The organism is Micromonospora sp. MGP-C2 (assembly GCF_057766525.1).
Window position 1 is genome coordinate 3,375,054 of sequence record NZ_JBYMEN010000002.1, and the last position, 23,896, is coordinate 3,398,949.

Consider the following 23,896-nt stretch of genomic DNA (forward strand, 5'->3'; position numbering starts at 1 on the left):
CACGGACCAGACGAAACCGCCTGCCGTCGTCGTGGTGACGTCGGCAGGCGGTTCCGGTGACTCACGCCTCGTGGGTGACGACGACCTGGCGCCGCTCCGCGAAGTGGCAGGCGCTCGGGTGGTCCGTACCCTGTCGGATCTCCAGCAGCGGGACCTGCTCGGCGCAGACGTCCTGCGCCTTCCAGCAGCGGGTCCGGAACCGGCAGCCCGAGGGCGGGCTGATCGGCGACGGCACGTCACCCGTGAGCCGGATGATCGTCTTGTTGTTCCGCTGCGTCGGGTCCGGCACCGGCACCGCGGAGAGCAGTGCCTGGGTGTACGGGTGCGTCGGCCGCTCGTAGATCTCGTCCTCGGTGCCGATCTCGACGATCTTGCCGAGGTACATCACCGCGACCCGGTCCGAGAGGTGGCGAACCACCGACAGGTCGTGCGCGATGAAGACGTACGACAGCCCGAACTCGCCCTGGAGCTGCTCCAGCAGGTTCATCACCTGGGCCTGGATGGAGACGTCCAGCGCCGACACCGGCTCGTCGCAGACGATGATCTCGGGCCGCAGCGCGAGCGCGCGGGCGATGCCGATGCGCTGACGCTGACCGCCGGAGAACTGGTGCGGGTACCGGTTGATGTGCTCCGGGTTGAGCCCCACCAGGTCGAGCAGTTCGCGGACCTTGGCCCGGCGGCTGCCCTTCGGCGCCACTTCCGGGTGGATCTCGAACGGCTCACCGAGCAGGTCACCGACGGTCATCCGCGGGTTCAGCGAGGTGTACGGGTCCTGCATGACCAGCTGGATCTGCCGGCGGAGACGGCGCAGCGCGCCACCGGACAGCTTGGAGGTGTCCTGGCCCTTGTAGACCACGCTGCCGGCGGTCGGCTTCTCCAGGTTCATCAGCACCCGGGCGAGCGTCGACTTGCCGCAGCCGGACTCGCCGACCACACCGAGCGTCTCACCGGCGCGCAGACCGAACGAGACCCCGTCGACCGCCTTGACCTGGCCGACGGTCTTCTTGAACACCACACCCTGCGTGACGGGGTAGTGCTTGACCAGGTCACGGACCTCAAGGATGTTCTCAGACACGGTTCACCAGCTCCTCGGCGAAGTGGCAGGCGCTGGCCCGGGAGTGGCCGACCTGCAGCAGCGGCGGGACCTTCTCCCGGCACACCGGCTGAGCCATCGGGCAGCGCGGGTTGAACGGGCAGCCCGGCGGGATGTTCATCAGGTTCGGCGGGAGGCCCTTGATCGTGCGGAGCTGCTGCCCCTTCTCGTCCAGGCGCGGGATCGATTCGATCAGACCGATGGTGTACGGGTGCGCCGGCTTGGCGTACAGGTCGTACACGTTGGCTTCCTCGACGATCCGGCCCGCGTACATGACCGCGATCCGGTCCGCGACGTCGGCGACCACGCCGAGGTCGTGGGTGATCAGGATCATGCCCATCTGCCGCTCACGCTGAAGCTCGGCGAGCAGGTCCATGATCTGGGCCTGCACTGTCACGTCGAGGGCGGTGGTCGGCTCGTCCGCGATCAGCACCTCGGGGTCGAGCGCCAACGACATCGCGATCATCGCGCGCTGCCGCATACCGCCGGAGAACTGGTGCGGGTAGTTGTTGAACCGGCTCTTGGCGTTCGGGATCTTGACCTGGTCGAGCATGTCGATCGCGCGCTTCTTGGCCTCCGCGCGACCCATGCCCCGCCGGACCCGGAACTGCTCGGCGATCTGGAACCCGACGGTGAAGACGGGGTTCAGCGCGGAGAGCGCGTCCTGGAAGATCATCGCGATGCCCTCGCCGCGGATGCGGCGGCGCTCCTCGTCGGACATGCGGAGCATGTCCTTGCCGTGGAAGCGGACCTGGCCACCGGTGACGAAGCCGGGCGGCGTGTCGAGGATGCCCATGATGGTCTGCGCCGTGACGCTCTTGCCGGAGCCGGACTCGCCGAGCACGGCGAGGGTCTCCCCCGCGTCGACGTGGTACGTGACCCCGTTGATGACCTTTGCGACGCCGTCCCGGGTGCGGAACTCCACCCGCAGGTCGTCGACCTCGAGCAGCCGGCCGGAGGGACGTCCGGACCCGCCGGGTCCCGGCGCGGACTGCTCGGACACGAGAATGTCGGACACTGGATATCCCCTAGCGGAGTTTCGGATCGAGGGCCTCGCGGACCGCCTCACCGAGCATCACGAAGCTCAGCACTGCGGTGACGAGGAACGCGGCGGGGAAGAAGACCAGCCCTGGCGCGACTCGGAGGAAATCCTTACCGTCGCTGATCATGATGCCCCAGGACACCACCGGAGACTTCAGACCGACGCCCAGGAACGACAGGGTGGCCTCGGCGCCGATGAACGAGCCGACCATGATCGTGCCGTAGACCAGCAGCGGGGCCAGGCAGTTCGGCAGCAGGTGCTTGAGGATGATCCGGCCCGTGCCGGCGCCCAGGGCGCGGGCCGCGACGATGTAGTCGGCTTCCTTGGTGGCGAGCACCGAGGAACGCATGAGGCGCATCACGACCGGCCAGCTCAGCACGATCAGCGAGACGATCACCAGGCCCATGATCTGGGCCTTGCTGTTGCCGGAGCCCGAACCGTTGAACGTGGTCAGGATGACGATCGCGCCGAGCACGAAGGGCAGACCGAAGAAGACGTCGGCGATCCGGCTCAGCAGCCCGTCCACCCAGCCACCGCGGTAGCCGGAGATGATGCCCATGGCACCACCGACGAACAGGGTGCCGACCACGGACAGCACGGCGACGATGACGGATGCCCGCGCGCCGTAGATGACCCGGGCGTAGACGTCGCGGCCCTGCACGTCGTAGCCGAACCAGCCATTGGCGGACGGCTTGTCGAGGCTGCGGGACAGCGATCCGTTGACCGCGTCACCCGGGGCGAACAGCGCCGGGAAGGCTGCCATCAGCAGGAAGATCAGAATCAGGACGCTGGCGATCCAGAACAACGGCTTGCGGCGGAGGTCCCGCCAGGCGTCACCGAGCAGGCCACGGGGCTTTTCGTTGCTCTGCGGCTGACCTGCGGTGGCAGGGGCGGCGGAGTCGGTCGGGTGCGCGCCAGGGGTGCTGACGATTGATGCGGTACTCGGGTCACTCATAACGGATCCTCGGGTCCAGGGCGGCGTAGAGCAGGTCAACCAGCAGGTTCATCACGAGATAGACCAGCACCAGGACGACCACAATGCCCACCACGGTGGCGCTCTCCTTGGTCACGATCGCGCGGTACACCGCACGGCCGATCCCGTTGATGCCGAAGATCCCCTCGGTGACGATCGCACCGCCCATCAGGGCACCGAGGTCGGTGCCGAGCAGGGTGACCACCGGGATGAGCGAGTTACGCAGCAGGTGTACGCCCACCACCCGGCGCATCGGCAGACCCTTGGCGATCGCGGTGCGCACGTAGTCGGCGCGGCGGTTCTCCGCGATGCTCGTACGTGCAACCCGGGCGATGTAGGCCACTGACGCACTGCCCAGCACGAAGCCCGGCACGATCAGCTCGGACCACCGCATCTCGGAGGAGACGGTCGGCTTGACGATGCCCCACTGCACGCCCAGGAGCCACTGGAGCACGAAGCCGACGACGAAGACCGGCAGCGCGATCAGGAAGAGCGTGGAGACCAGGACGAGGTTGTCCAGGAAGCCGTTGCGGCGCAGACCGGTCAGCACGCCGGCGCCGAGGCCGATCACGGCCTCGATGGCGAGTGCCACCAGGGCCAGCTTCAGCGTGTTCGGGTACGCCGTGGCGATGATGTCACCGATCTCGCGCTGCGAGAACGTCTGACCGAAGTCACCCTGGAGCAGGTTCTTCATGTAGTTGGCGTACTGCACGAAGACGTTCTGGTCGAGGTGGTACTTCTCGGTCATGAAGGCGATGTACTGGTCCGGGCAGCGTCGCTCGCCGCACTTGCCGGCGAACGGATCGCCCGGAACGGCCCAGACGAGCCAGTAGATCAGGAACGTCGTACCGATGAAGACCGGCACGAGTTGGAGCAGCCGTCTCAACAGATAACGGCCCATGGGGTGGTCCTCCAGACAGGGGGCGCGTCGGACGGCCGACACGGTGGTGACAACGTGCGAGTGGAGTGTTGTAACACCCAGTCGCGGAACGGCCCCGGGTCGGGCTCACCGGATGTGGCGAGCCCGACCCGGGGTCAGACCGTTCGGATCAGAGCTCGACCGAGGTGATGTCGAGTTCGCCGACGTTGTTCAGCTCGAGCTTCTTGATCTTCTCCGAGTGGCCGGACTGCTGACCGTAGAAGTAGATCGGGATGCTCGGGACGTCCTGGTCGACCAGCTCGACGGCCTTGGAGAACGCCTCGTGCGAGGCCTCCAGGCTCGGCGCGGCGCTGGCCTGCTTCGCCAGGGCGTCGACCTCCTTGTTGCTGTACAGACCGTCGTTCGAGGAGCCACCGGTGACGTACAGCGGGTTGACCCAGTTCTCGACGTCCGGGTAGTCCTGCTGCCAGGCAGCGCGGTACGGGCCCTTCATCTGGTGGGCGTTGATGCTCTGGCGGAAGACCGCGAAGGTCGGCACGCCCTCGGCCCGAGCGTTGATGCCCAGGTTGGTCTTGATCTGCTGCGCAACGGCGTCCATCCAGTCCTTGTGGCTGGAGTCCGAGTTGTAGTAGAAGACCATCTCACCGGTGAAGCCGCCGGCCTCGGTCAGCAGCGTCTTGGCCGTGGCCGGGTCGAACTTGCAGGCGGTGCAGTTGCCCGGCTTGGCGCCCGGGGTCAGCGGGTTCGCCCAGCTGTCGGCCGGCTTACGGGTACCGAAGAAGATCTTGTCCGAGATCTCCTGCCGGTTGATCGACAGCGACACGGCACGACGCAGCTTCGGGTTCTGGAAGCGCTTGTCGTAGGTCGGGAACGCGATCAGCGCGGTCGACGGCGTGACGGTCGACAGGCCCCGGTCACCGAGGTCGGTCTTCCACTTGTCACCGGCGAGCGCCGAGGTGGGGACAACCTCCATGAAGTCGAGGTTGTTCGCCAGCAGGTCGGCGTAGGCGGCCGTCTCGTCCTGGTACAGCTTGACGTCGACGTCCTTGACCTTCATCTTGTCGCGAAGGTTGTAGTCGTCGAAGCGCGTCAGCTTGATGAGGACGTTGTCCTCCCACGACACGAACTTGACCGGGCCGTTGCCGACCGGCTTCTTGCCGAACTCTTCCGGCTTCTGGGTGAAGAAGACGTCCGGCAGCGGCATGAAGGCGCTGTAGCCGAGCTTGGTCGGGAAGACCGCGGTCGGCGCCGCCAGGGTGACCTCGAAGGTCTGCTCGTCGACGACCTTCAGGCCGGACATCTTGTCGGACTTCGGCGCCGGGGCCTTCTGGGGGCCGTCCGCGCCGTCCGGGTCCGTGGTGTAGGTGTCCTCGAAGCCCAGGATGTCGGAGAAGAAGGTGCCGTTCTGCGCGCCGTTCGGCGAGTAGGCGGCCCAGTTCCACGCGTCAACGAAGTTCTTCGACTTCACCTCGGTGCCGTCGTGGAACTTCGTGCCCTTCTTGATCTTGATCGTGAAGACCTTGGAGTCCGTGGTGTTGATGGACTCGGCCAGCGCGTTGCGCGGGGCCCCACCGTCGTTCGGGTACTCGACCAGGCCGGTGAACAGCCAGTCGATCACCTTGCCGCCGCCAGTCTCCGTGGTGTTCGACGGGACCAGCGGGTTCTCCGGCTGGACGCCGTGGACGGTGATCGCGCCGTCCTTGCTGGCGGCAGGGTCGTCGCCGCTGTCACCGCTCGAGCAACCGCTCGCGACAAGCGCGGCAGCCGCGCTGAGCGCGATTGCGCTCGTCGCCCGCTTCGAGACTCTCATTCCGAGGGGCCTCCTCTTTCTAACCAGGTTCCGTCGTGGGTTTCACGCACGTTTGGGGGGTGACACCGCCCGACCACCCCGAGGCGCGGGTCGCCGGGACCACAGGGAATTTGGGGACACCCTGATGTTCCGATCCGCCGGGCTCCCTCACCGACGAGGCGCGACACGACGCAGGAGGCACAGCCACGAATCGCCGCGAGCGGCGAGGACGTGGTCGTTGGCCGTACGGAGTGCCACACACCGATGGTGAGGTGCTGCCACTGTGACACCAACTGGCCTCTTCCGTGAAGGTGCCGTTATCAAGCCGTTAGTTGCCCGCCACGTTGCCGATACTTGAAAAATGATCATAAAACGGTCGGTGCAGGCAGCATTGAGCAGGAAATACGTTGCGCCACCGGTGAACCTGGGTTCGGCCCACGCGTACGAGGCGGGCCTCACCTCTGCCCGATGGGACGTACGTCACCATCGGTTTTTCGACCCGTCCGGATGAGGTCTACTACGGCTGCACGGGCACCATCACCGGCTGGGTGGACGAGGGCGCAAAGATCGTCTGTCTGATCCTCCGGCCCGGTGACGTGCTGTCACACGAGCCGGCGGTCCGCCGCCCAACGGGAGAGCTCGTACCGGTTGGACATCTGGAGCTTGCGCAGCACGTTCGACACGTGCGTCTCCACCGTCTTGATGGAGATGAACAGCTCCTTCGCGATCTCCTTGTACGCGTAACCCCGGGCCAGCAGCCGCAGCACCTCCCGCTCACGGTTGGTGAGCTGGTCCAGCTCGGGGTCGGCCACCGGTGCGTCCGGGCGGGCCGCGAAGGCGTCCAGCACGAAGCCGGCCAGCCGCGGGCTGAACACCGCGTCCCCGTCCGCCACCCGGCGGATCGCCGCAGCCAGCTCGCCCGGGGAGATGGTCTTGGTGACATACCCCCGGGCACCGGCGCGGATCAGCCCGATCACGTCCTCCGCCGCGTCGGAGACACTCAACGCGAGGAACTTGACCTGCGGGTGGGTGCGGCGCATCGCCTCCAGCACCGCGCGTCCGCCGCCGTCGGGCATGTGCACGTCGAGCAACACCACGTCCGGGCCGACGGCGGCGATCCGCGTGACCGCCTCGGCCACCGTGCTCGCCTCGCCCACCACCTCGACGTGGGCGCCCAGCTCCGCGCGCACCCCGGCCCGGAACATGGCGTGGTCGTCCACCAGGAACACCCGCAGCCGCTCGGGGCGGGCCTCCGCCGGGTCGAGGTGCTCGGTCGACTGCTCGGCCATGGTCATCTGTTCCTCTCCGCTGCGGACGAGTCCCGGGAGATCGGCAGGATCAACCGAACCTCGGTCCCCTCCCCCGGGCCGGACCGGATCTCGGCCCGTCCGCCGTGCCGCTTCATCCGCCCGATGATCGAGCCGCGTACGCCGTGCCGGTGGTCCTCCACGGTATCCGGATCGAAGCCCTTGCCCCGGTCCCGGACGAAGACGCTGACCTGATCCGGCTCCACCTCGGCGTAGAGCGACACGGTCTCCACGCCAGCGTGCCGGGCCGCGTTCACCAGCGCCTCCCGCGCGGCCGCGACCAGCGCCCCGACCTTCTCGTCGGTCTCCCGATCTCCCACCACGACGGTCTCCACCGTGATCGCGAAGGTGTCCTCGACCTCGGCGGCGGCCTGCTCCAGCGCGGCGGCGAAGCGCTCGCTGGGCGACGCGGTGGGCTTGTAGAGCCAGTTGCGCAGGGACCGCTCCTGCCCTCGGGCCAGCCGCTGCACCGTCTTGACGTCACCGGCGTTGCGCTGGATCAGCGCCAACGTGTGCAGCACCTGGTCGTGCACCATCGCGGCCAACTCGGCCCGCTCCTGCTCGCGGATGCGCCCCTCGCGCTCCGAGCGGAGCTGGCTGTACGTCCGCCAGAGCACCGGCGCGGCGACCACGCCGACCCCGGCCAGCCCGACCAGCGCGAAGATCACGCCGTTGATCACCGCGTCGAAGTTCTGCGCTGGCGAGTAGACCGCCGCGACGCCGATGATGCCGACCGCGACCAGCACTCCCCCGCCGATGAACCGGAGCACGAAGGCCCGCCGGTCACTCTCCTCGACGACCGCGCCCAGCCACGGCACCGGCATCGTGTCGCCCCACTGCCGCCGCCGTTCGGGCGCGGACTGGTGCCAGATGACCCCGGCGCCGACCGCGATGATGGCCACCAGCCAGCCGGCGGTGCCCGCCGCGCCGACCGAGTCGAAGACCATCACCTGGATCAACAGCACACCGAGCCCGATCCCCACGAACGGCAGGAGCTGGGCCACGTCGCGCCGGGGCGGCACCGCGGTGTCACCGGGCCGCAGCGGCACCACGGCCCAGAAGGCCGCGTAGAGCAGCAGGCCGAGCCCACTCAGCCCGAGCAGCACCATGAACGCGACGCGCACCCGCAGCACCGAGATGCCGAGATGGTCGGCGATGCCTGCGGCGACGCCGGCGGCCATCCGGTGCTCGGGTGCGCGGTAGAGGCGCGGAGGCGAAGTCACGGTGCTGATCGGAGGCTCCCTGTCACGGTGGCGGGATGGTCGAGGTCGGTGATTCGATCGTCACACGCTGCGGCGCTCACGACCACGGGGACGCCCCCGACATTCCGGCCGCCGGATCTCAGGGTGGGGTCAGGGTCGGGTCCTGAGGTCGAACGGGTGCACCGGGCAGCAGGATCGAAGCATGACCGAGGAAGCTGCCCCGCCACCCCGTCCCGGGTCGGCACAACCGGGAGGCACATCGCCGCCCACGCCGGCCGCGACGGCCGGCGGATGGACCGAGCCCGGCACGTCCGGTCCGCACCCCGGCGCCGCACCTACCGATCCGTACGGCGGCTACCCGCCGCCCACCGGCCCGGGCCCCAGCTTCGCGGCCGGCACCGGTTACGGAGCCGGCGGCGCTGCGGGCACACCACCCGGGCAGGGCGGCGGTCCCGGTCCGTCCACGCCGCCACCGCCGCTGGGCGGCACCGGCTTCACCTCGCGGTACGGGCTGGTCCGGCCACGCGAGGGACGGTATCTGGCCGGCGTCTGCGCGGCGATCGGGCGAGCCACCAACACCGATCCGGTGCTGTGGCGGGTGCTGCTCGCGGTGCTCGGGTTCTTCGGGGGCATCGGCATCCTGGTGTACGTCGCCGCCTGGCTGATCATCCCGAACGAGGGCGACACCGCGTCCCCGGTCGAGTCGATGCTCGGGCGCGGGCGTTCCAGCATGTCGCCGGTGACCGTGATCGTCCTGGGCATCCTGGTCGCGGCCAGCTTCGGCTACATCGTCACCGACGCCTTCCGTGCGGTGCTGCTCGGCGCGGCGATCCTGGTCGCCGGCGCGCTGCTGCTCAACCGGGACAGCCGCAACTCGCAGCCCGGTGCTCCGAGCGGGCCGGCGCCGTCCGCGCCGACCGGCTCCCCGCCCGGTCCCGTTCCGCCGGTGACCTGGCCAGCGCCGTCGTACGGTGTCGCGCCGTCGACCGGCCCGCTGACGACGACACCGGGGGCCGGCGGCGATCCCGCGTACGTCACCGCGACGACGGGGGGAACACCCACCATGGCGTACGACGTGCAGCCGACCGCTGGTCCGCAGCTCTCCGCCCCCACGCAGCCGGCCTCCGGCGTCGGTCCCGTGTCCGGAGTTGGTCCCGTGTCGGGGCAACCCGCCGGCACGACGGCTGTCCAGCCCGACTGGCCGACACCTTCCACCGGCTGGCCGAGCACCGCCGCCCCCAGCGTCGGCTGGCCGTCGGCACCCGTGACCGGCGCACCCGCTGCCCCGTCCGGCTATCCGACCGCCCCTCCACCGTCCGGATACCGGCCTCCGTTCGCGCCGCACGGCCCGTACGCCTCGCCGACTCCGGCCGCGCCCCCTCCGCCCAAGCCACCCAAGCCACCGAAGCGCCCCAAGGAGCGTTCGCCGCTCGGCGCGGTGACCTTCTCGTTGATCTTCCTGGTCCTCGGTGTGGTCGCCCTGCTCGACCTGCTGGACGTCTTCGCCATCAGCGCCTCGTCGTACTTCGCGGCCGCGTTGGCCACGATCGCGCTGGGGCTGCTGGTCGGCACGTGGTTCGGCCGGGCCCGCTGGCTCATCGCGCTCGGCCTGGTGACCGCGGCGGCGCTGGGCACGGCGACGGTCGCCGAGTCCTACGACCGGATCCGGGGAGTCGACGGTGCGGTGACCTGGGCGCCCACCGACTATCGCGACCTCGCCGACCGATACGAGAACAGCTTCGGTGACGCCGTGCTCGACCTGCGCGGCATCGACTTCACGAAACGGGACAGCCAGGTCACCGTCGCCATCAACTTCGGCCAGGCGACCGTTGTCGTACCGCCGAACGTCGACGTCACCACGGTGGCCGACGTCAACGCCGGCGACGCCAACATCTTCGGCAACCGGTCCGGCGGGTTGGACGGTCGCCTGCGGGAGACCACCGACGTCGGCGCGGACGGGCCCGGCGGCGGGACCCTGCGCCTCTACGTCCACGTCAATGCCGGCAATCTGGAGGTGACCCGGTGAAGGCTCACCGCACTGATCTGGTGTCTTTCGCCTTCGGGCTCGTGTTCCTGGCGCTGTCCGGCTGGTGGCTGCTCGCCCAGCTGCTCGGGCTCGCGCTCCCCGCGGTCGGCTGGTTCCTGGCCAGCGCACTCATCCTGATCGGGGTCTTCGGACTGGTCGGAGCGCTGCGCTCAGGTCGGTCGCCGCAACCGGAGGCGACCACCGAGACCGCTGCCACCGAGGCCGCCACTCCCGTCTCCGGTGCGGCCACGCCGACCGCTGGTGCCGCCGTACCGACCTCCGGCGCCCCGCTGCCGGTCTGGGAGGCCGAACGGTCCACCTGGGACGTTCCCCCCTCGGGTCCGAAACCGTGGGACGTTCCCGCCTCTGGTCCCACACCGGAGGCGCCGACCGCCGAGGTGATCCACCCCGCCTGGCTGGCTCATCCGCCGTCCGAGGAGCAGACCGCACCGGTCGCCGGCCCGCCCGACGACCGGAACGAGGAGCCGACCCTCGGGATCGACACCCGACCGACCCCGGCGGAGGGGGACGAGCCGACCCGCCCCGACCACCCGGTCGAGGCCGTCGGCGACCAGTCGGCCGACGAGCGGGACGGCCGGCGCGGGCAGGGGTGACCTTGGGCGCCTGCCGGCGTCGGCGTACTCCACCGCTACGGCGGTGCGGCTGACGCGAACGGACGCATATGCTGGCCGGTGGAGATCTCGCCTCCGCCGGCCGGCCCGTCCCGCCATGGCGGTCCCGCCGCGATTCCCGTCTCTACCCCGTCAGGAGCCCGCCCGACATGACCCAGTCCCCCGCCGTGCGTACCACCGGCCGGTCCGGTCCGGTCCGCATCGGCGAGCGAGCCGCCCGTACCCTCGTCACCGAGCTGGCCCGGATCAACGATCCCAAGGCCGCCCTGCTGGTCGGGGCGAGCCCGGAGTCCGCGGTGCTGGCCGCGGCGATCGACGCGCTGCTCCCCGGTGACCGGCTCACCGTGGTGCCCGCCGAGCCGTTCGGCGCTGCCGCGCTCCGCGAGCACATCACCGCCCAGGGTCGCTGGGTCGCCGACCGGGTGAGCGTCGTCGACTCGCTGGCCGAGGCCGAGCCCGCCGGGGTCGTCATCGCCGGCGAGGTGTTCGCCGGCACCGCCGAGGAGACCCGCAGCGGCATCGAGGGTCTGGCCAAATACCTCTCCGACGGCGCGGTGTTGAGCGTGGCGACCATCGCCATGCCGGGCCGGACCACCGGCGCGGCCACGGAGCTGGCTCGACAGGACGCCCTCTACGGCGTCGGCGCCGACCTGGTGCTGCGCAACTCGCCACCGGTGCGGGTCTACCGGCTGCGGTTCACCCCGGCCAGCCCGGCCACGGCCGACAGGTTGGCCCCCGCGCACCGCCCGTCGAGCGTGCCGCTGACCCGCGGCATGCACATCGACTCCAACGGCGTGGCCGCGGCGGGCATCGCGCTGGGCCTCGCGGCGCTGGCCCGGGTGGCGCGTCCGTCGTCCAAGCTCTGGCTGCTGCCGGCGCTGGCCGCCGGGCCGGTCGCCGCGTTCTTCCGCGACCCCGAGCGGGACGTGCCGGAAGACCCGAGCGCCGTGGTCGCCAGCGCGGACGGCAAGGTCCTGTCGGTGCAGCGACTGCACGACGAGCGTTTCGGCGACGGCGAGTGGCTCCGGGTCGCGGTCTTCCTGTCGGTGCTGGACGTGCACGTCAACCGGTCCCCGGTCGCCGGCAAGGTGGTGGACTACTTCGTCGCCGACGGCGGCTTCGTCAACGCGATGAAGCCGGACGCCGAGCACAACGTGGCGGCGTACACCGTGCTGGACACCGCTCGCGGCACGGTGGTGGTCGCGCAGCGCACCGGGCTCATCGCCCGCCGGATCGTGCAGCGCGCGCCCATCGGCGCGCTGCTGGCCAGGGGCGAGCGCTTCGGGCTGATCCGGTTCGGCTCCCGGACCGACGTCTACCTGCCGGCCGATGCCGCTGACCCGCTGGTCGGGCCGGGCGACAAGGTCGTCGGCGGTTCCACGGTCATCGCCCGCTGGCGCTGACCCACGAACGAGGAAAGGGGCGCCGCTGTCCGCGGCGCCCCTTTCTCGTTGCTGCAATCAAGCGGTACGTGGTGCTGTGCTCAGGCGGTGCGGCGTGCTGTGCTCATTTGGCGCGATGTGCTGTGCTCAGGCGGTGCGACGCTGCCGCAGCCAGAGCACCGGCCCGCTGACCAGGTAACCCACCACGATCAGCGCGAACGTGATCCGGATGTCGACCAGCGCGCCGATCACCGGAGCCAGCCAGAGCCACGGGGGCAGCTTCACCAGTCGGGCGAGCTTGGCGTACGGGAAGCTCGAAACCATCGCGAAGGCCAGCAGCGCCACCCCGGCGACCAGCACGGCCCCGGGCACCGGCAGGCCGATCGCCACGGTCAGGGCGAGCACCGCAGCCGCCATCGTGGTCGGCACGCCGCAGAAGAAGCGGCCGTCCTTCGGCGAGACGTTGAAGCGGGCCAGCCGAATAGCGGCACAGGCCGCGACCAGGGCGCACGCCACCGCCGCCGCGGCGGTGGAGACGGAGCCGGCGAGCGAGGCGTAGACCACGACCGGCGCGGCGAGACCGAACGAGCACATGTCGGCGAGCGAGTCCATCTGCGCGCCGAACGGGCTGGCCACCCCGAGTCGGCGGGCCAGTGCGCCGTCCAGACCATCGAAGCCGACGCAGGCGATCAGGCAGAGCGCGGCGATGCGCACCTCGCCCTGCATGGCCAGGAAGATGGCCAGCATGCCGAGCATCAGGCTGGCCAGCGTGCACGCGTTGACCAGGCCGAACTTCATCCGACGGGCGATGGTGCGCTCGCCGGGAAGCAGCGGGATGGTCGCGGCGGACGCCTCGTCGGCGTACGCCATCGGCGGCATCGCCGGGCTGACCGGCATCACCGCCTCGATCTCCGCCCGACCGACGTTGACAGCCGGCCGGCTGAGCCGGTCCAGGCCGTAACGACGGCGCTGCCGGTCGGCGTACCGGTGCTCGGTAGGAACCAGGTCGGTCCCGTGCAGGTCGTCGTCACGACGACCGACCCGGACCAGGAGCACCTGGCGGGCGAACGTGCTGCTGCGGCGCAACCTGCCCGCCCAGCGACGCCCTGCGGGGCGCGGACTGTCAGTAGTACGACGCCGGCGCCATGGGGCTCTCGGCACGTTTCCTCCATCACCGGATCGGCTGACCGCCGTGGGGGGCGGGTGTCCGGCTGTCTCGTGCCGGACCTTGCGTGGCCCGGCAGCCGTTTTGCGGAGTACACCATCGCATGGGGGAATATGGCTTGGCGATAGCTGCCGGCGGTACTTATATCTGGCTTAAACCGCTCGAACCGCTCGCTTGTTCCCATCCCGGGCTTCATCGCCCGTTTCCTCCACCATTCCCGCCTTTGACTGTACCGGAGGGTCACCAGTTCGGCTCACCGAGCGGCGTGCTATCGGCCACTCTGTCCGATTGCCAGCGCAGCGATATCGCTCAACGGCAGGTCAACAGCTTCGGGGCGGGTGAACCAGCCGGCCCTCGCCGTCGAGCCCCCTGCGGATTCGGTGACCACCGCATCGGTAGGTACGTCCACCAACACCCGATAGATCACCCGTACGCCGTGCCAGTCCAACGGCCGACCCTCCGGGCCGAGCGCGGCAGGGTTGTGCAGATTGTCCACCCCGAGGAGCTCCACCACCCGACCGAGCTGACCACCCTCCTCGACCAGCTCCCGGAGCAACCCGGTGGTCGGCTGCTCACCGTGATCGGTGCCCCCACCGGGCAGGTGCCACAAGCCAGCCCCCGGATAGCCGTCCGCGATCTGCGTGAGCAGGATCCGCCCGGCCGGATCGGTCACCAGCCCGTACGCCCCGAAGCGCAGCCGGCGATCGGGGTGCGGCGGCGGAAACGACTGACCCGGCCGGTGCGACCCGGGCGGCAGCGGCGTGACCGGCAGGCCGAGCATTTCGGCGGTGAACGGTGTCAGCGACAACCCCGCCGCCTCGGCCAGGGTGAGCCAAGCAACGCGATCAACCAACCCACCACCAGCCTCAGCCGCCGGCCCATCATGCTGGGCCAACTCGAAGAACAGCCGGTCGGTGTGCAGCGAGACGCCCTCCGGATAGCTGGTCACGTCTGCGACCACCGCCCGCAGTCGACCCGCCGCAACGGTCAGCCCGGTCTGCTCGGCGACGGCACGAACCACGGCACGCTCGGGATGCTCGGCGTGCGCGACAGCACCTCCCGGCAGCCGCCACACCCCGGGAAACTCACCACCCACCCCGTCCCGAACCACCAGCACCCGATCGCCATCCCACAGAACCCCATAAACCCCAACCCGCCGTAAGTACCCCATCCCCGCCCACTCCCGCCCGCCCACCAAACCCACCAAACCCGTCGATCATGAAGTTATAGCCGTCCATCTCGGCGTGTCCTGACAATAACTTCATGATCAACGGGGCGAGGCGGGCAGGAGGGGTGGTGGAGGGGTGGGACGGGGGGATCAGGTGAGCTGGGCGGCTTGAACTGCTTCGGCGGTCACCTCGGTGAGGTGGTGGGTGGGGAGAGCGCCCAGCTCCTCGCGCCCGAACCAGCGGGCCTCGCAGGTGGAGCCGCCCACGTCGGCCACGGTCAGCGGGTTGGGTTGGTCGACGACGACGCGGTAGAAGGCGCGCACCCCGTGCCAGTCGATCGGGTAGCCCTCGGGGCCGAGTGAGGCGGCGTCGCGGTGGCTGGCCACTCCGAGAAGCTCGACCAGGCGGCCGGTCTGTCCGGTCTCCTCGACCAGCTCGCGGATGAGGGCCGCTCCGGGCTGCTCGCCGTAGTCGGTGCCGCCGCCGGGCAGGTGCCAGCAGCCGGCGCCGGGGTAGCCGTCGGAGACCCGGGTGAGCAGCACCCGGCCGGCCGGGTCGGTGCAGACGGCGTACGCGGCGAAGCGCTGCGCCCGGTGCAGCCCGTCCGGGCCGGGCACCGCGTAGAACGAGGGGAACTCGGGTGCCTCGTCGGGCACCATGTCGGCCGAGGAGGCGGGCAGCCCGAGGGCGCGTGCGGTGAACGAGCGCAGGGGCAGCTCGCGCGCCTCGTCGAGCGTGTACCAGCGGGCCAGGTCGGTGGGACGCTCGCCGACCCGGTCGGCCAGTGTGCCGCCACGCACCGCCACCCGGTAGATCAACCGGTCGGTGTGGATGGTGATGCCGCGGTCTGGCAGTGCGCGCATGTCGGCGAGCACGTCGGCCAGGCCGGAGACGGCGACCGAGAGGCCGGTTTCGGCGGCGGTTTCACGGACGACAGTGTGGTTCGGATCCTCGCCGTGGTCGACCGCCCCGCCAGGCAGCGACCACGTGCCGGGGGTGCCGGAGCGCTCCGATGCGCGGACCAGCAAGACTCGGCCTCTTGAATCAGCACAAACTGCGTATGCCGCGATCCTGCGGAGCGGCTCCAGCAAGGTGGTCACGGGACCAAATTCTCCCCGCGCCTGGTTACCGGAACGGAAAAGAGTCGGATTCCTGACTGTCTGACACCGATCAGGGATCGGTCAGGGTAAGGATCCGGGCTGTCACCGAGGGCGGACCGGCCGCCAGCGCGGACAGTGGGGTCATGACATCGACCACCGCTCCCCACGCCCCGTACAAGCAGCTCCGGCGACCCACCACCGACCGCATGCTCGCGGGGGTCGCCAGCGGCGTCGGCCGCTACTTCGCCATCGATCCCACACTGGTCCGGGTGCTCTTCGCGGTCAGCGGCCTGCTCACCGGCGGGCTGGCGCTGTTCGCGTACCCGATCATGTGGTTCCTGATGCCGGAGGAGCCCACCGGCGCGCCGGCCTGGCCGCACCCGGCGGGCACCGCGCCGCAGCCCACCGCCCCGACGCCGCCCTACCCGCCGACGACCCCGTTCAACACGCCGCCGGCCGCCTGAGCGGCGGCTACTCCCACTCGATGGTGCCCGGCGGCTTGCTGGTCACGTCCAGGACCACGCGGTTCACCTCAGCCACCTCGTTGGTGATCCGGGTGGAGATCCGGGCAACCACCTCATAGGGCAGTCGTGACCAGTCAGCGGTCATGGCGTCCTCACTGGAGACGGGGCGCAGCACCACGGGGTGCCCGTAACTGCGCCCGTCTCCCTGCACACCGACGCTGCGGACGTCGGCGAGCAGCACCACCGGGAACTGCCAGACGCCCCGGTCCAGGCCGGCGGCGGTCAGCTCCTCGCGGGCGATCAGGTCGGCCTCGCGGAGCAGGTCGAGGCGCTCCTGGTTGACCGCGCCGATGATCCGGATGGCCAGGCCGGGGCCGGGGAACGGGTGCCGCCAGACCATCGCCTCGGGCAGGCCCAGCTGGAGGCCGAGCGCCCGGACCTCGTCCTTGAAGAGGGTGCGCAGCGGCTCGACCAGGGCGAACTTCAGATCCTCGGGCAGACCGCCGACGTTGTGGTGACTCTTGATGTTGGCGGTGCCGGTGCCGCCGCCAGACTCCACCACGTCGGGATAGAGGGTGCCCTGGACGAGGAACTCGACGTCGCCGTGCGAGGCGATCTCGCGGGCGGCGGCCTCGAAGACCCGGATGAACTCCCGGCCAATGATCTTGCGCTTCTGCTCCGGGTCGGTCACGTCGGCCAGAGCGCCGAGGAACCGGTCGGTGGCGTCAACCACCTTCAGCTTGATGCCGGTGGCGGCGACGTAGTCCTTCTCCACCTGCTCGGCTTCACCGGCGCGCAGCAGGCCGTGGTCGACGAAGACGCAGGTGAGCTGGTCACCGACCGCCTTGTGCACCAGCGCGGCGGCGACCGCGGAGTCCACCCCGCCGGACAGGCCGCAGATGACCTCCTTGTCGCCGACCTGGGCGCGGATCCGGGCAACCTGCTCGTCGATGATGTTCTCGGGCGTCCAGGTCGGCTCGATGCCGGCGATGTCGTACAGGAAGCGGGTCAGCATCTCCTGGCCGTGCGCGGTGTGCCCGACCTCCGGGTGGAACTGCACGCCGGCACGCCGGCCGGCCAGGTCCTCGAAGGCGGCGACCGGCGCGCCCGCCGACTCGGCGGTCACCGTGAAGCCCGCGGGGGCCTCGGTGACGGCGTCACCGTGGCTCATCCAGACGGGCAGGTCCGCCGGGAGGTCACGCAGCAGCACACCGGGTTCGAGCAGGCGGGGGCGCAGCGGCGTGCCGCCGTACTCGCGGTTGCCGGTCTTCGCGACAGTGCCGCCGAGCGCCTGGGCCATCGCCTGGAAGCCGTAGCAGATGCCGAAGACCGGCACGTCGGCGCTGAACACGCCCGCGTCGATCTGCGGTGCGTCGACTGCGTAGACGCTGGCAGGGCCACCGGAGAGGATGATCGCGGCGGGGTTCTTCGCCAGCATCTCGGCGATCGGCATCGAGTGCGGCACTATCTCGGAGTAGACCTTCGCCTCACGGACCCGGCGCGCGATGAGCTGGGCGTACTGGGCTCCGAAGTCCACCACGAGGACGGGGCGAGGCAGGCTCATGTGCGCAAATCCTACCGACAGTCACGGCCGCGCCCGGCACCGGCTCGCCCCCCGCGCCCGCCGGCCTCAGGGCCGCAGCGCGCCCGGGGCGTCCGTCGGCACCGCCGGGTGGTGCGGGGGTACGGGTGCCAGCCGGCGGTACGGGGACCCGAGCGTCGGGCGGGGGTCCTCCTCGCCCCGGTTGGGCCAGAAGGACATCGCCCGTTCCGCCTGCGCGGTGATCGTCAGCGACGGGTTCACGCCGAGGTTGGCCGAGACCGCCGCGCCGTCGACGACGTGCAGCCCGGGGTGCCCGTACACCCGGTGCCAGGGGTCGACCACCCCGTCGGCCGGGGTGGCGCCGATGGGCGCCCCGCCGAGGATGTGCGCGGTCACCGGAATGTCGAACGGCTCGGTGAGTGAGCCGCCGGGGGTGCCGCCGATCTCGTCGGCGAGCAGTCGGGCCGCGGTGTTGCCGGCCGGGATCCAGGTCGGGCTCGGGGTGCCGTGGCCCGGGCCGGTGACCAGTCGACGACCGAACAGGCCGCGCCGCCACCGGGTGGTCAGTGAGTTGTCCACCGACTGCATCACCAGGGCGATCACCGTCCGCTCCGACCAGCCGCGCACGGACAGCATCCGGGCGGCCAGCCGTGGCTGGCGCACGATGCTGCCCAGCCAGCGGCGGACCCGGTGGGGACCGCCGTCGACCAGCAGCGACTGGAGCAGCCCCATCGCGTTGGAGCCGCGCCCGTAGCGGACCGGTTCGATGTGGGTCTGCGGGTCGGGGTGGAACGAGCTGGTGATCGCCACGCCGTCGGTGAAGTCCAGCCCTTCGGCCCGGGCCTGCTGGCGTGCCACCGAGGCACCCAGGATCGCCTCGGAGTTGGTCCGGGTCAGCTCGCCCAGGCGGGGCGAGAGCCCGGGCAGCACACCGTCGTCCTTCATCGCGTGCAGCAGCCGTTGGGTGCCGAGCGCTCCGGCGGCGAACACCACCTGGTCGGCGTGGATCACCTGACGTCGGTGACGCACCCAGGCGCCGGTGCGGACGGTGTGCACCTCGTATCCGCCCTCCGCGGCGGGTTTGACGGCGGTCACCGTGGTCAGCGGGTGCACGACGGCGCCCAGCCGCTCGGCGAGCCAGAGATAGTTCTTGACCAGGGTGTTCTTCGCCCCGTGCCGGCAGCCGGTCATGCACCCTCCGCAGTGCGAGCAGCCGGTGCGCTCCGGGCCGGCGCCGCCGAAGTACGGGTCGGCGACCCGCTCGCCGGGGCGGCCGATGTGCACGCCCACCGGGGTGGCGTGGAAGGTGTGCCCCACCCCCATCCGCTCGGCCACCGCCCGCATGGCCCGGTCCGCGCCGGTGTTCACCGGGTACGTGGTGACGCCGAGCATCCGCTTCGCCTGGTCGTAGTGGCGGGCCAACTCGTCGCGCCAGTCGGTGATGTCCCGCCACTGTGGGTCCGTGTAGAAGGGCGGCAGCGGCTCGTAGAGGGTGTTCGCGTAGACCAGTGAGCCGCCGCCCACCCCGGCTCCGGACAGCACCAGCACACCACCGCCGGAGCGCTTCGCGGCCGGGCGGAGCAGGGTGATCCGCTGGATGCCGTAGCAGCCCAGTTTCGGCGCCCACAGGAACCGGCGGGCACGCCAGGACGTCTGCGGGAACTCGTCGTCGGCGAAGCGCCGACCGGCTTCCAGCACAGCGACGGAATAGCCCTTTTCGGAGAGGCGGAGCGCGGTGACGCTGCCACCGAAGCCGGACCCGATGACGACCACGTCATACCGCATGGATGCATCATTACTCGCCAGTAGCGCTCGCGCTAGCGCCCGATTTCGCGCGATCATGCTCCGGCCGACCGACCCGGCGCCTTCCGGCCGCAACCCGGAGCACCCGTCGGAGCGTTGTTCACCAGACGGGTGGAGGGAATTTTCAGATGATCCTCGGGTCGATGGCACCGCGCCGACGGTGGTTGCTGCTGGGGTTGACGGCCCTCGCCGCCGTCGCGCTGATCGCGGCCGGGGCAGTGGTGATCACCCGGCTGACCAGCGACAACAAGCCGGGCGGCGCTCCGGTGGCCGGCTCGCCGACGCCGACGCCGATTCCGACGCCCACCCCGAGCCCCAGCGGCCCACCGCCGGGCGCGGACATCACCGGCCCGCTCAACCTGCTGCTGGTCGGTGTGGACACCCGGGTCAGCGTGCCCGGATGGGAACCGCACTCGGACGCCGTGCTGGTGCTGCACGTGCCGAAGGGGTTGGGTCGGGCGTACCTCTTCTCGCTCCCCCGCGACCTGCTGGTGGACATCCCGGCGTTCCCGAAGGCCGGCTACAAGGGCGGCAAGACCAAGCTCACCCACGCGATGAGCTTCGGCAGCCGGGTGCCGGGCAAACCCAAGGAGCCGAGCACCGCCCAGGGGTACGAACTGCTGCGCAGCACTGTCGCCGGGTACACCGGGCTGCGGATCGACGCCGGTGCGGTGCTCACGTTCAACGGGTTCGACAAGCTGGTCAACGCGCTGGGCGGGGTGGACATCTACGTCGACCAGCGGGTCGAGTCGATGCACCGCCGACCGGACGGCAAATACCGGGAGAGCGTGCCGGGCGGTTACACCGGGCCGCAGCAGGTCTACGAGAAGGGCGAGCAGCACCTCAACGGCTGGCAGGCACTGGACTACGCGCGGCAGCGCTACATCACCGGCGGCGACTACGCCCGGCAGCGCCACCAGCAGCAACTGATCAAGGCGCTGACCAGCAAGATCCTGGACGAGGGCCTGGCCCGGCAACCGGAGCGGGTCGACCAGGTCGTCGCGGCCCTGGGTGACACGCTGATCTACGTGGGTGGGCGGCGGATCGTCGACATCGCGTACGCCCTCGGTGGGATGCCGGACAACAAGTTCGTGCTCGTCGGCCTGCCCGGGTCCGGTGTCGGCAAGGGCAGCGCCTACCGCGGCGAACAGCTCACCGCCGTCGGCCGGAAGTTCATCACCGAGCTCCGCGCCGGCCGCGCCGACGCCTACCTCGCCGCCAACCCCACCCTGGTCGTCAGGAACTGACCCCGCTCAGAGCCGCTTGGGCAGGGCCGGCTTCTTCGTGCCGTACAACCAGGCGTCGAAGAGCGCGTCGAGCTGCTTGCCGGAGACGCGCTCGGCGAGGGCGACGAACTCCGCAGTGGTGGCGGTGCCGTTGCGCTTCTCCGCCGCCCAGGTCTTGACGATCTCGAAGAACGCCTTGTCGCCCACTGCCACCCGCAGGGCGTGCAGGGTCATGCCGCCGCGCTGGTAGACCGACTCGCTGAACAACTCCTTGGCACCAGGCTTGCCCGGCGGCGTCTTCCACACCTGAGCGGACATCCGGGCGTACCGGTTGTCGAAGGCCTCCTTGGCCGTGTACGTCCTGGTGTGCTCGGCCCAGAGCCACTCCGCGTACGTCGCGAAGCCCTCGTTGAGCCAGATGTCCTCCCACCTGGCCAGCGCGACGCTGTCACCGAACCACTGGTGCGCCAGCTCGTGCGCGACCACCTCGGTGTTCTCGCCCTGCCGGAAGAAACCGGCGGAGTAGACCGGGCGGCTCTGCGTCTCCAGGGCGTACGAGATCCGGCTGTCGGTGACCACCACACCGCCGTACGCGTCGAACGGGTACGGCCCGAACACGCTCTCCAGGTAGTCGGCCACCTTGACGGTCTGGGCGATCGACGTGTCGGCCGCGCCCTTGGCCACGTTCGTGGCGACCGCGTTGTAGACCGGGCGGCCCTTGTGCTCGCCGGTGGTGATCCGGAACTTGCCGATCACCAGCGTGCTCAGATAGCTCGCCATCGGCGACTTCTCCGACCACTTCCAGGTGGTCCAGCCGTCCTTGCTGGCCTTGCCGCCCGGCACGCCGTTGCTGACCGCGGTCAGACCGTCGGGCACTGTGACCTCGAAGTCGTACGCCGCCTTGTCGGACGGGTGGTCGTTGACCGGGTACCAGGTGCTGGCCGACTCGGGCTGACCCAGGGCGATGGCACCGTCCGGGGTGTGCAGGAACCCGCCCTCACCGAGCGTCTCGTTCTTCAGCGGCTTCGGCACACCCTCGTAGGTGACCTCGGCGACGAACCCGTTGCCGTTGATCAGGCCGGAGGCCGGCTTGACCACCAGCTCGTTCCGCTTCCGCTCATGGGTGGCCGGCGCGCCGTCCACGGTGACCGTGGTGACCGTCAGGCCTGCCAGGTCGAGGTTGAACGTCGACAGGTCGGCCGTCGCGGTGGCCTGCACCGTGGTCGTACCGGTCAGCCGGTCCTTCGCCGGGTCGTAGCGCACCTTGACCGTGTACCGCCCGACGTCGTAGCCGCCGTTGCCGTAGGTCGGGAAGTAGGCGTCCCCGACCCCCTCGGCGCCGGCGGTGAACGTCCGCGCCGGGGTGGGCGACGCGCTCGGCGCCGACGCCGTCTCCGGGGCCGACGAGTCACATCCGGACAGTACGAGCGCCCCGGTCACCAGCAGACCGACGCCCATCCGTAGGTCGTGCCGCGTCACCCGCATCTCGAACCCTCCCCGGTACGGTCGCGGTGACGGCGTCCACCGCTCCGCGCGCACGGACGGTCCCCCGCCGTCCGCAGGCGGGAGCATATCGACCGGCCATCACGGCTCCGTCACGGCAGTGTGGGCGCTGATCCACCCACCAACCAGGCGTCGAAGAGCGGGCGAAGCTGCCGACCCGCCACCCGCTCGGCCAGCGCGACGAGGTCCGAGGTGGTCGCGTTGCCCGCCGCCCGCTCGCTGGTCCAGGTCCGCAGGAGGCGGAAGAACGTGTCGTCACCGACGGTCCGGCGCAGCGCGTGCACCGCGAGTGCCCCCCGCTTGTAGACGGCCGTGCCGAACATCGACTCCCGGCCCGGCTCGACCGACGGCTGCGACCAGTCGGTCGCCGCGTACTGGAGCTCGAAGTTGCGTTGCGCGGTCCGGCCGCCGTCGTGCTCCTCCCACAGCCACTCCGCGTAGCTGGCGAAGCCCTCGTTGAGCCAGATGTCGCTCCACCTGGTCAGCGACACGCTGTCGCCGAACCACTGGTGGGCCAGCTCGTGCGCCACCACGCTCGGGTTGGGTTGGTCGTCCGCGAAGAAGGCGGGTCCGTAGACCGGGCGGGACTGGGTCTCCAGCGCGTACCCGATCCGGTCGTCGGCGACCACGATTCCGCCGTACGAGTCGAACGGGTACGGGCCGAACCGGCTGGCCAGGAAGTCGACGATCGCCCCGGTGCGGGCCAGTGAGCTGGCCGCGCCACCGTTCGCGGGCAGGCTCGCCGCCACCGCCGTGACCATCGGTCGGCCGGCGTGCGTGCCGGTCACCACCCGGTAGTCGCCGATCACCAGGGTGCTCAGGTAACTGGCCATCGGGGCGCGCTCCGACCAGTGCCAGGTGGTCCAGCCGTCGGCGCTGCTCTTCGGGCCGGGCACACCGTTGCTCAGTGCGGCCAGGCCGTCCGGGACGGTCACCGCCAGGTCGTAGGTGGCCTTGTCCGACGGGTGGTCGTTGACCGGGAACCAGGTGGCGGCCGAGTCGGGTTGGCCAAGTGCGACAGCGCCGTCGGCGGTGTGCAGGAAACCCCCGCTGCCCAACGACCCGTCGACCACAGCCGTGGGCACACCCGCGTAGTCCACCGCCACGGTGAACTGCCGGCCGCGCGGGAGCCCGGCGCGCGGGGTCACCACCAGCTCGCCGTCGCCGCGCCGGTGGTCGGCTCGTGCGTCGGCAACGGTGACCGCGCTGACGGTCAGGCCGGCCAGGTCCAGGTTGAACCGGGACAGGTCCTGGGTGGCCGTGGCCGTGATGACGGCGCGGCCGGTCAGCCGGTCCGTCGACGGGTCGTAGCGAACGTCGAGGTCGTAGTGCGAGACGTCGTAGCCGCCGTTGCCGCGCCCCGGCACGTACGGGTCGCCCGCGTCGGCCGCACCGGGGCGGAACCCGTCGCTGTCGCCCGTACAACCGGTCGCGGCCAGTCCGACGACGCAGGTCAGCGCGGCGACGATGGCGGCCAACCGACTGCCGGCCGATCTCCGTCCGGTCCGGACCATGCACACCCCCTGCGGTACCTCCGGTCAGGACGAGCGTAGTCAGCGCCGCAGGCGACGCGGCCCGTATTGACGATCATCAGTAA

Annotated in this window: 18 protein-coding genes and 1 pseudogene; 5 read left to right on the forward strand and 14 right to left on the reverse strand. The window is 70.5% G+C overall.

What is annotated here, in order from left to right; genetic code table 11:
* Window positions 1–61: 61 nt before the first annotated feature.
* From AC3CF1_RS15210 to AC3CF1_RS15240, 7 genes are all read right to left on the reverse strand, one after another.
* The gene (locus tag AC3CF1_RS15210) at window positions 62–1,075 is read right to left on the reverse strand and encodes an ABC transporter ATP-binding protein (protein WP_354982495.1); all 1,014 of its coding nucleotides are present in this window, start codon (window positions 1,073–1,075) and stop codon (window positions 62–64) included.
* Window positions 1,068–2,111 (reverse strand): ABC transporter ATP-binding protein, encoded by a 1,044-nt coding sequence (locus AC3CF1_RS15215; RefSeq protein WP_435794490.1) that lies wholly within the window; start codon window positions 2,109–2,111, stop codon window positions 1,068–1,070. The genes AC3CF1_RS15210 and AC3CF1_RS15215 overlap by 8 nt, the downstream gene beginning before the upstream one ends.
* Window positions 2,112–2,121: 10 nt before the next feature.
* On the reverse strand, window positions 2,122–3,090 hold the full coding sequence (locus tag AC3CF1_RS15220) for an ABC transporter permease (RefSeq protein ID WP_328533477.1): 969 nt from the start codon (window positions 3,088–3,090) through the stop codon (window positions 2,122–2,124).
* Window positions 3,083–4,009 (reverse strand): ABC transporter permease, encoded by a 927-nt coding sequence (locus tag AC3CF1_RS15225; protein ID WP_088950152.1) that lies wholly within the window; start codon window positions 4,007–4,009, stop codon window positions 3,083–3,085. Before AC3CF1_RS15225 ends, AC3CF1_RS15220 begins: the two co-directional genes overlap by 8 nt.
* Before the next feature lie 148 nt (window positions 4,010–4,157).
* Window positions 4,158–5,798: a peptide ABC transporter substrate-binding protein gene (locus AC3CF1_RS15230; protein WP_355160000.1), complete on the reverse strand. Its 1,641-nt coding sequence runs from the start codon at window positions 5,796–5,798 to the stop codon at window positions 4,158–4,160.
* A gap of 581 nt (window positions 5,799–6,379) precedes the next feature.
* On the reverse strand, window positions 6,380–7,066 hold the full coding sequence (locus AC3CF1_RS15235; RefSeq protein WP_354982513.1) for a response regulator: 687 nt from the start codon (window positions 7,064–7,066) through the stop codon (window positions 6,380–6,382).
* Window positions 7,067–7,068: 2 nt separating this feature from the next.
* On the reverse strand, window positions 7,069–8,307 hold the full coding sequence (locus AC3CF1_RS15240) for an ATP-binding protein (RefSeq protein ID WP_141911113.1): 1,239 nt from the start codon (window positions 8,305–8,307) through the stop codon (window positions 7,069–7,071).
* 181 nt (window positions 8,308–8,488) lie between these two features.
* Here AC3CF1_RS15240 and AC3CF1_RS15245 point away from each other — a divergent pair, with 181 nt between their 5' ends.
* The 3 genes and pseudogenes from AC3CF1_RS15245 (at window position 8,489) to AC3CF1_RS15255 (ending at window position 12,347) form a co-directional block, all read left to right on the forward strand.
* Window positions 8,489–10,312, forward strand: coding sequence for a PspC domain-containing protein (locus tag AC3CF1_RS15245; RefSeq protein ID WP_354982497.1), 1,824 nt, complete (start codon window positions 8,489–8,491; stop codon window positions 10,310–10,312).
* Window positions 10,309–10,554, forward strand: a pseudogene (locus AC3CF1_RS15250) (hypothetical protein); the annotation flags it as partial. The gene AC3CF1_RS15245 and the pseudogene AC3CF1_RS15250, both read left to right, overlap by 4 nt.
* 539 nt (window positions 10,555–11,093) lie before the next feature.
* Window positions 11,094–12,347, forward strand: a complete 1,254-nt coding sequence (locus tag AC3CF1_RS15255) for a phosphatidylserine decarboxylase (RefSeq protein ID WP_210795178.1) — start codon at window positions 11,094–11,096, stop codon at window positions 12,345–12,347.
* Between the two features lie 126 nt (window positions 12,348–12,473).
* Here the strand turns inward: AC3CF1_RS15255 and AC3CF1_RS15260 are convergent, their stop codons facing one another.
* The 3 genes from AC3CF1_RS15260 to AC3CF1_RS15270 all read right to left on the reverse strand — a co-directional run bounded on the left by AC3CF1_RS15260 (window position 12,474) and on the right by AC3CF1_RS15270 (window position 15,760).
* Window positions 12,474–13,412, reverse strand: a complete 939-nt coding sequence (locus AC3CF1_RS15260) for a CDP-alcohol phosphatidyltransferase family protein (protein WP_354982498.1) — start codon at window positions 13,410–13,412, stop codon at window positions 12,474–12,476.
* A 347-nt stretch (window positions 13,413–13,759) separates the two neighbouring features.
* Window positions 13,760–14,662, reverse strand: coding sequence for an NUDIX hydrolase (locus AC3CF1_RS15265; protein ID WP_355160002.1), 903 nt, complete (start codon window positions 14,660–14,662; stop codon window positions 13,760–13,762).
* A 147-nt stretch (window positions 14,663–14,809) separates the two neighbouring features.
* Complete coding sequence (locus AC3CF1_RS15270; protein ID WP_355160003.1) at window positions 14,810–15,760, reverse strand: NUDIX hydrolase; 951 nt, start codon at window positions 15,758–15,760, stop codon at window positions 14,810–14,812.
* A gap of 143 nt (window positions 15,761–15,903) precedes the next feature.
* Between AC3CF1_RS15270 and AC3CF1_RS15275 the strand changes: the two genes are divergently transcribed.
* Window positions 15,904–16,224, forward strand: a complete 321-nt coding sequence (locus AC3CF1_RS15275; RefSeq protein WP_488450704.1) for a PspC domain-containing protein — start codon at window positions 15,904–15,906, stop codon at window positions 16,222–16,224.
* A 7-nt stretch (window positions 16,225–16,231) separates the two neighbouring features.
* On the opposite strand, the gene guaA is transcribed toward AC3CF1_RS15275, so the two are convergent.
* Together guaA and AC3CF1_RS15285 are read right to left on the reverse strand one after the other, a co-directional pair.
* Window positions 16,232–17,788 (reverse strand): glutamine-hydrolyzing GMP synthase, encoded by a 1,557-nt coding sequence (gene guaA / locus AC3CF1_RS15280; RefSeq protein ID WP_099848573.1) that lies wholly within the window; start codon window positions 17,786–17,788, stop codon window positions 16,232–16,234.
* 66 nt (window positions 17,789–17,854) lie between these two features.
* Window positions 17,855–19,552, reverse strand: coding sequence for an FAD-dependent oxidoreductase (locus tag AC3CF1_RS15285; protein ID WP_099848575.1), 1,698 nt, complete (start codon window positions 19,550–19,552; stop codon window positions 17,855–17,857).
* A 161-nt stretch (window positions 19,553–19,713) separates the two neighbouring features.
* Here AC3CF1_RS15285 and AC3CF1_RS15290 point away from each other — a divergent pair, with 161 nt between their 5' ends.
* The gene (locus tag AC3CF1_RS15290) at window positions 19,714–20,817 is read left to right on the forward strand and encodes an LCP family protein (protein ID WP_488450705.1); all 1,104 of its coding nucleotides are present in this window, start codon (window positions 19,714–19,716) and stop codon (window positions 20,815–20,817) included.
* Between the two features lie 6 nt (window positions 20,818–20,823).
* Here the strand turns inward: AC3CF1_RS15290 and AC3CF1_RS15295 are convergent, their stop codons facing one another.
* Complete coding sequence (locus tag AC3CF1_RS15295; protein WP_488450706.1) at window positions 20,824–22,281, reverse strand: M1 family metallopeptidase; 1,458 nt, start codon at window positions 22,279–22,281, stop codon at window positions 20,824–20,826.
* Between the two features lie 110 nt (window positions 22,282–22,391).
* Window positions 22,392–23,813, reverse strand: a complete 1,422-nt coding sequence (locus AC3CF1_RS15300) for a M1 family metallopeptidase (protein ID WP_488450707.1) — start codon at window positions 23,811–23,813, stop codon at window positions 22,392–22,394.
* Between the last annotated feature and the right edge of the window lie 83 nt (window positions 23,814–23,896).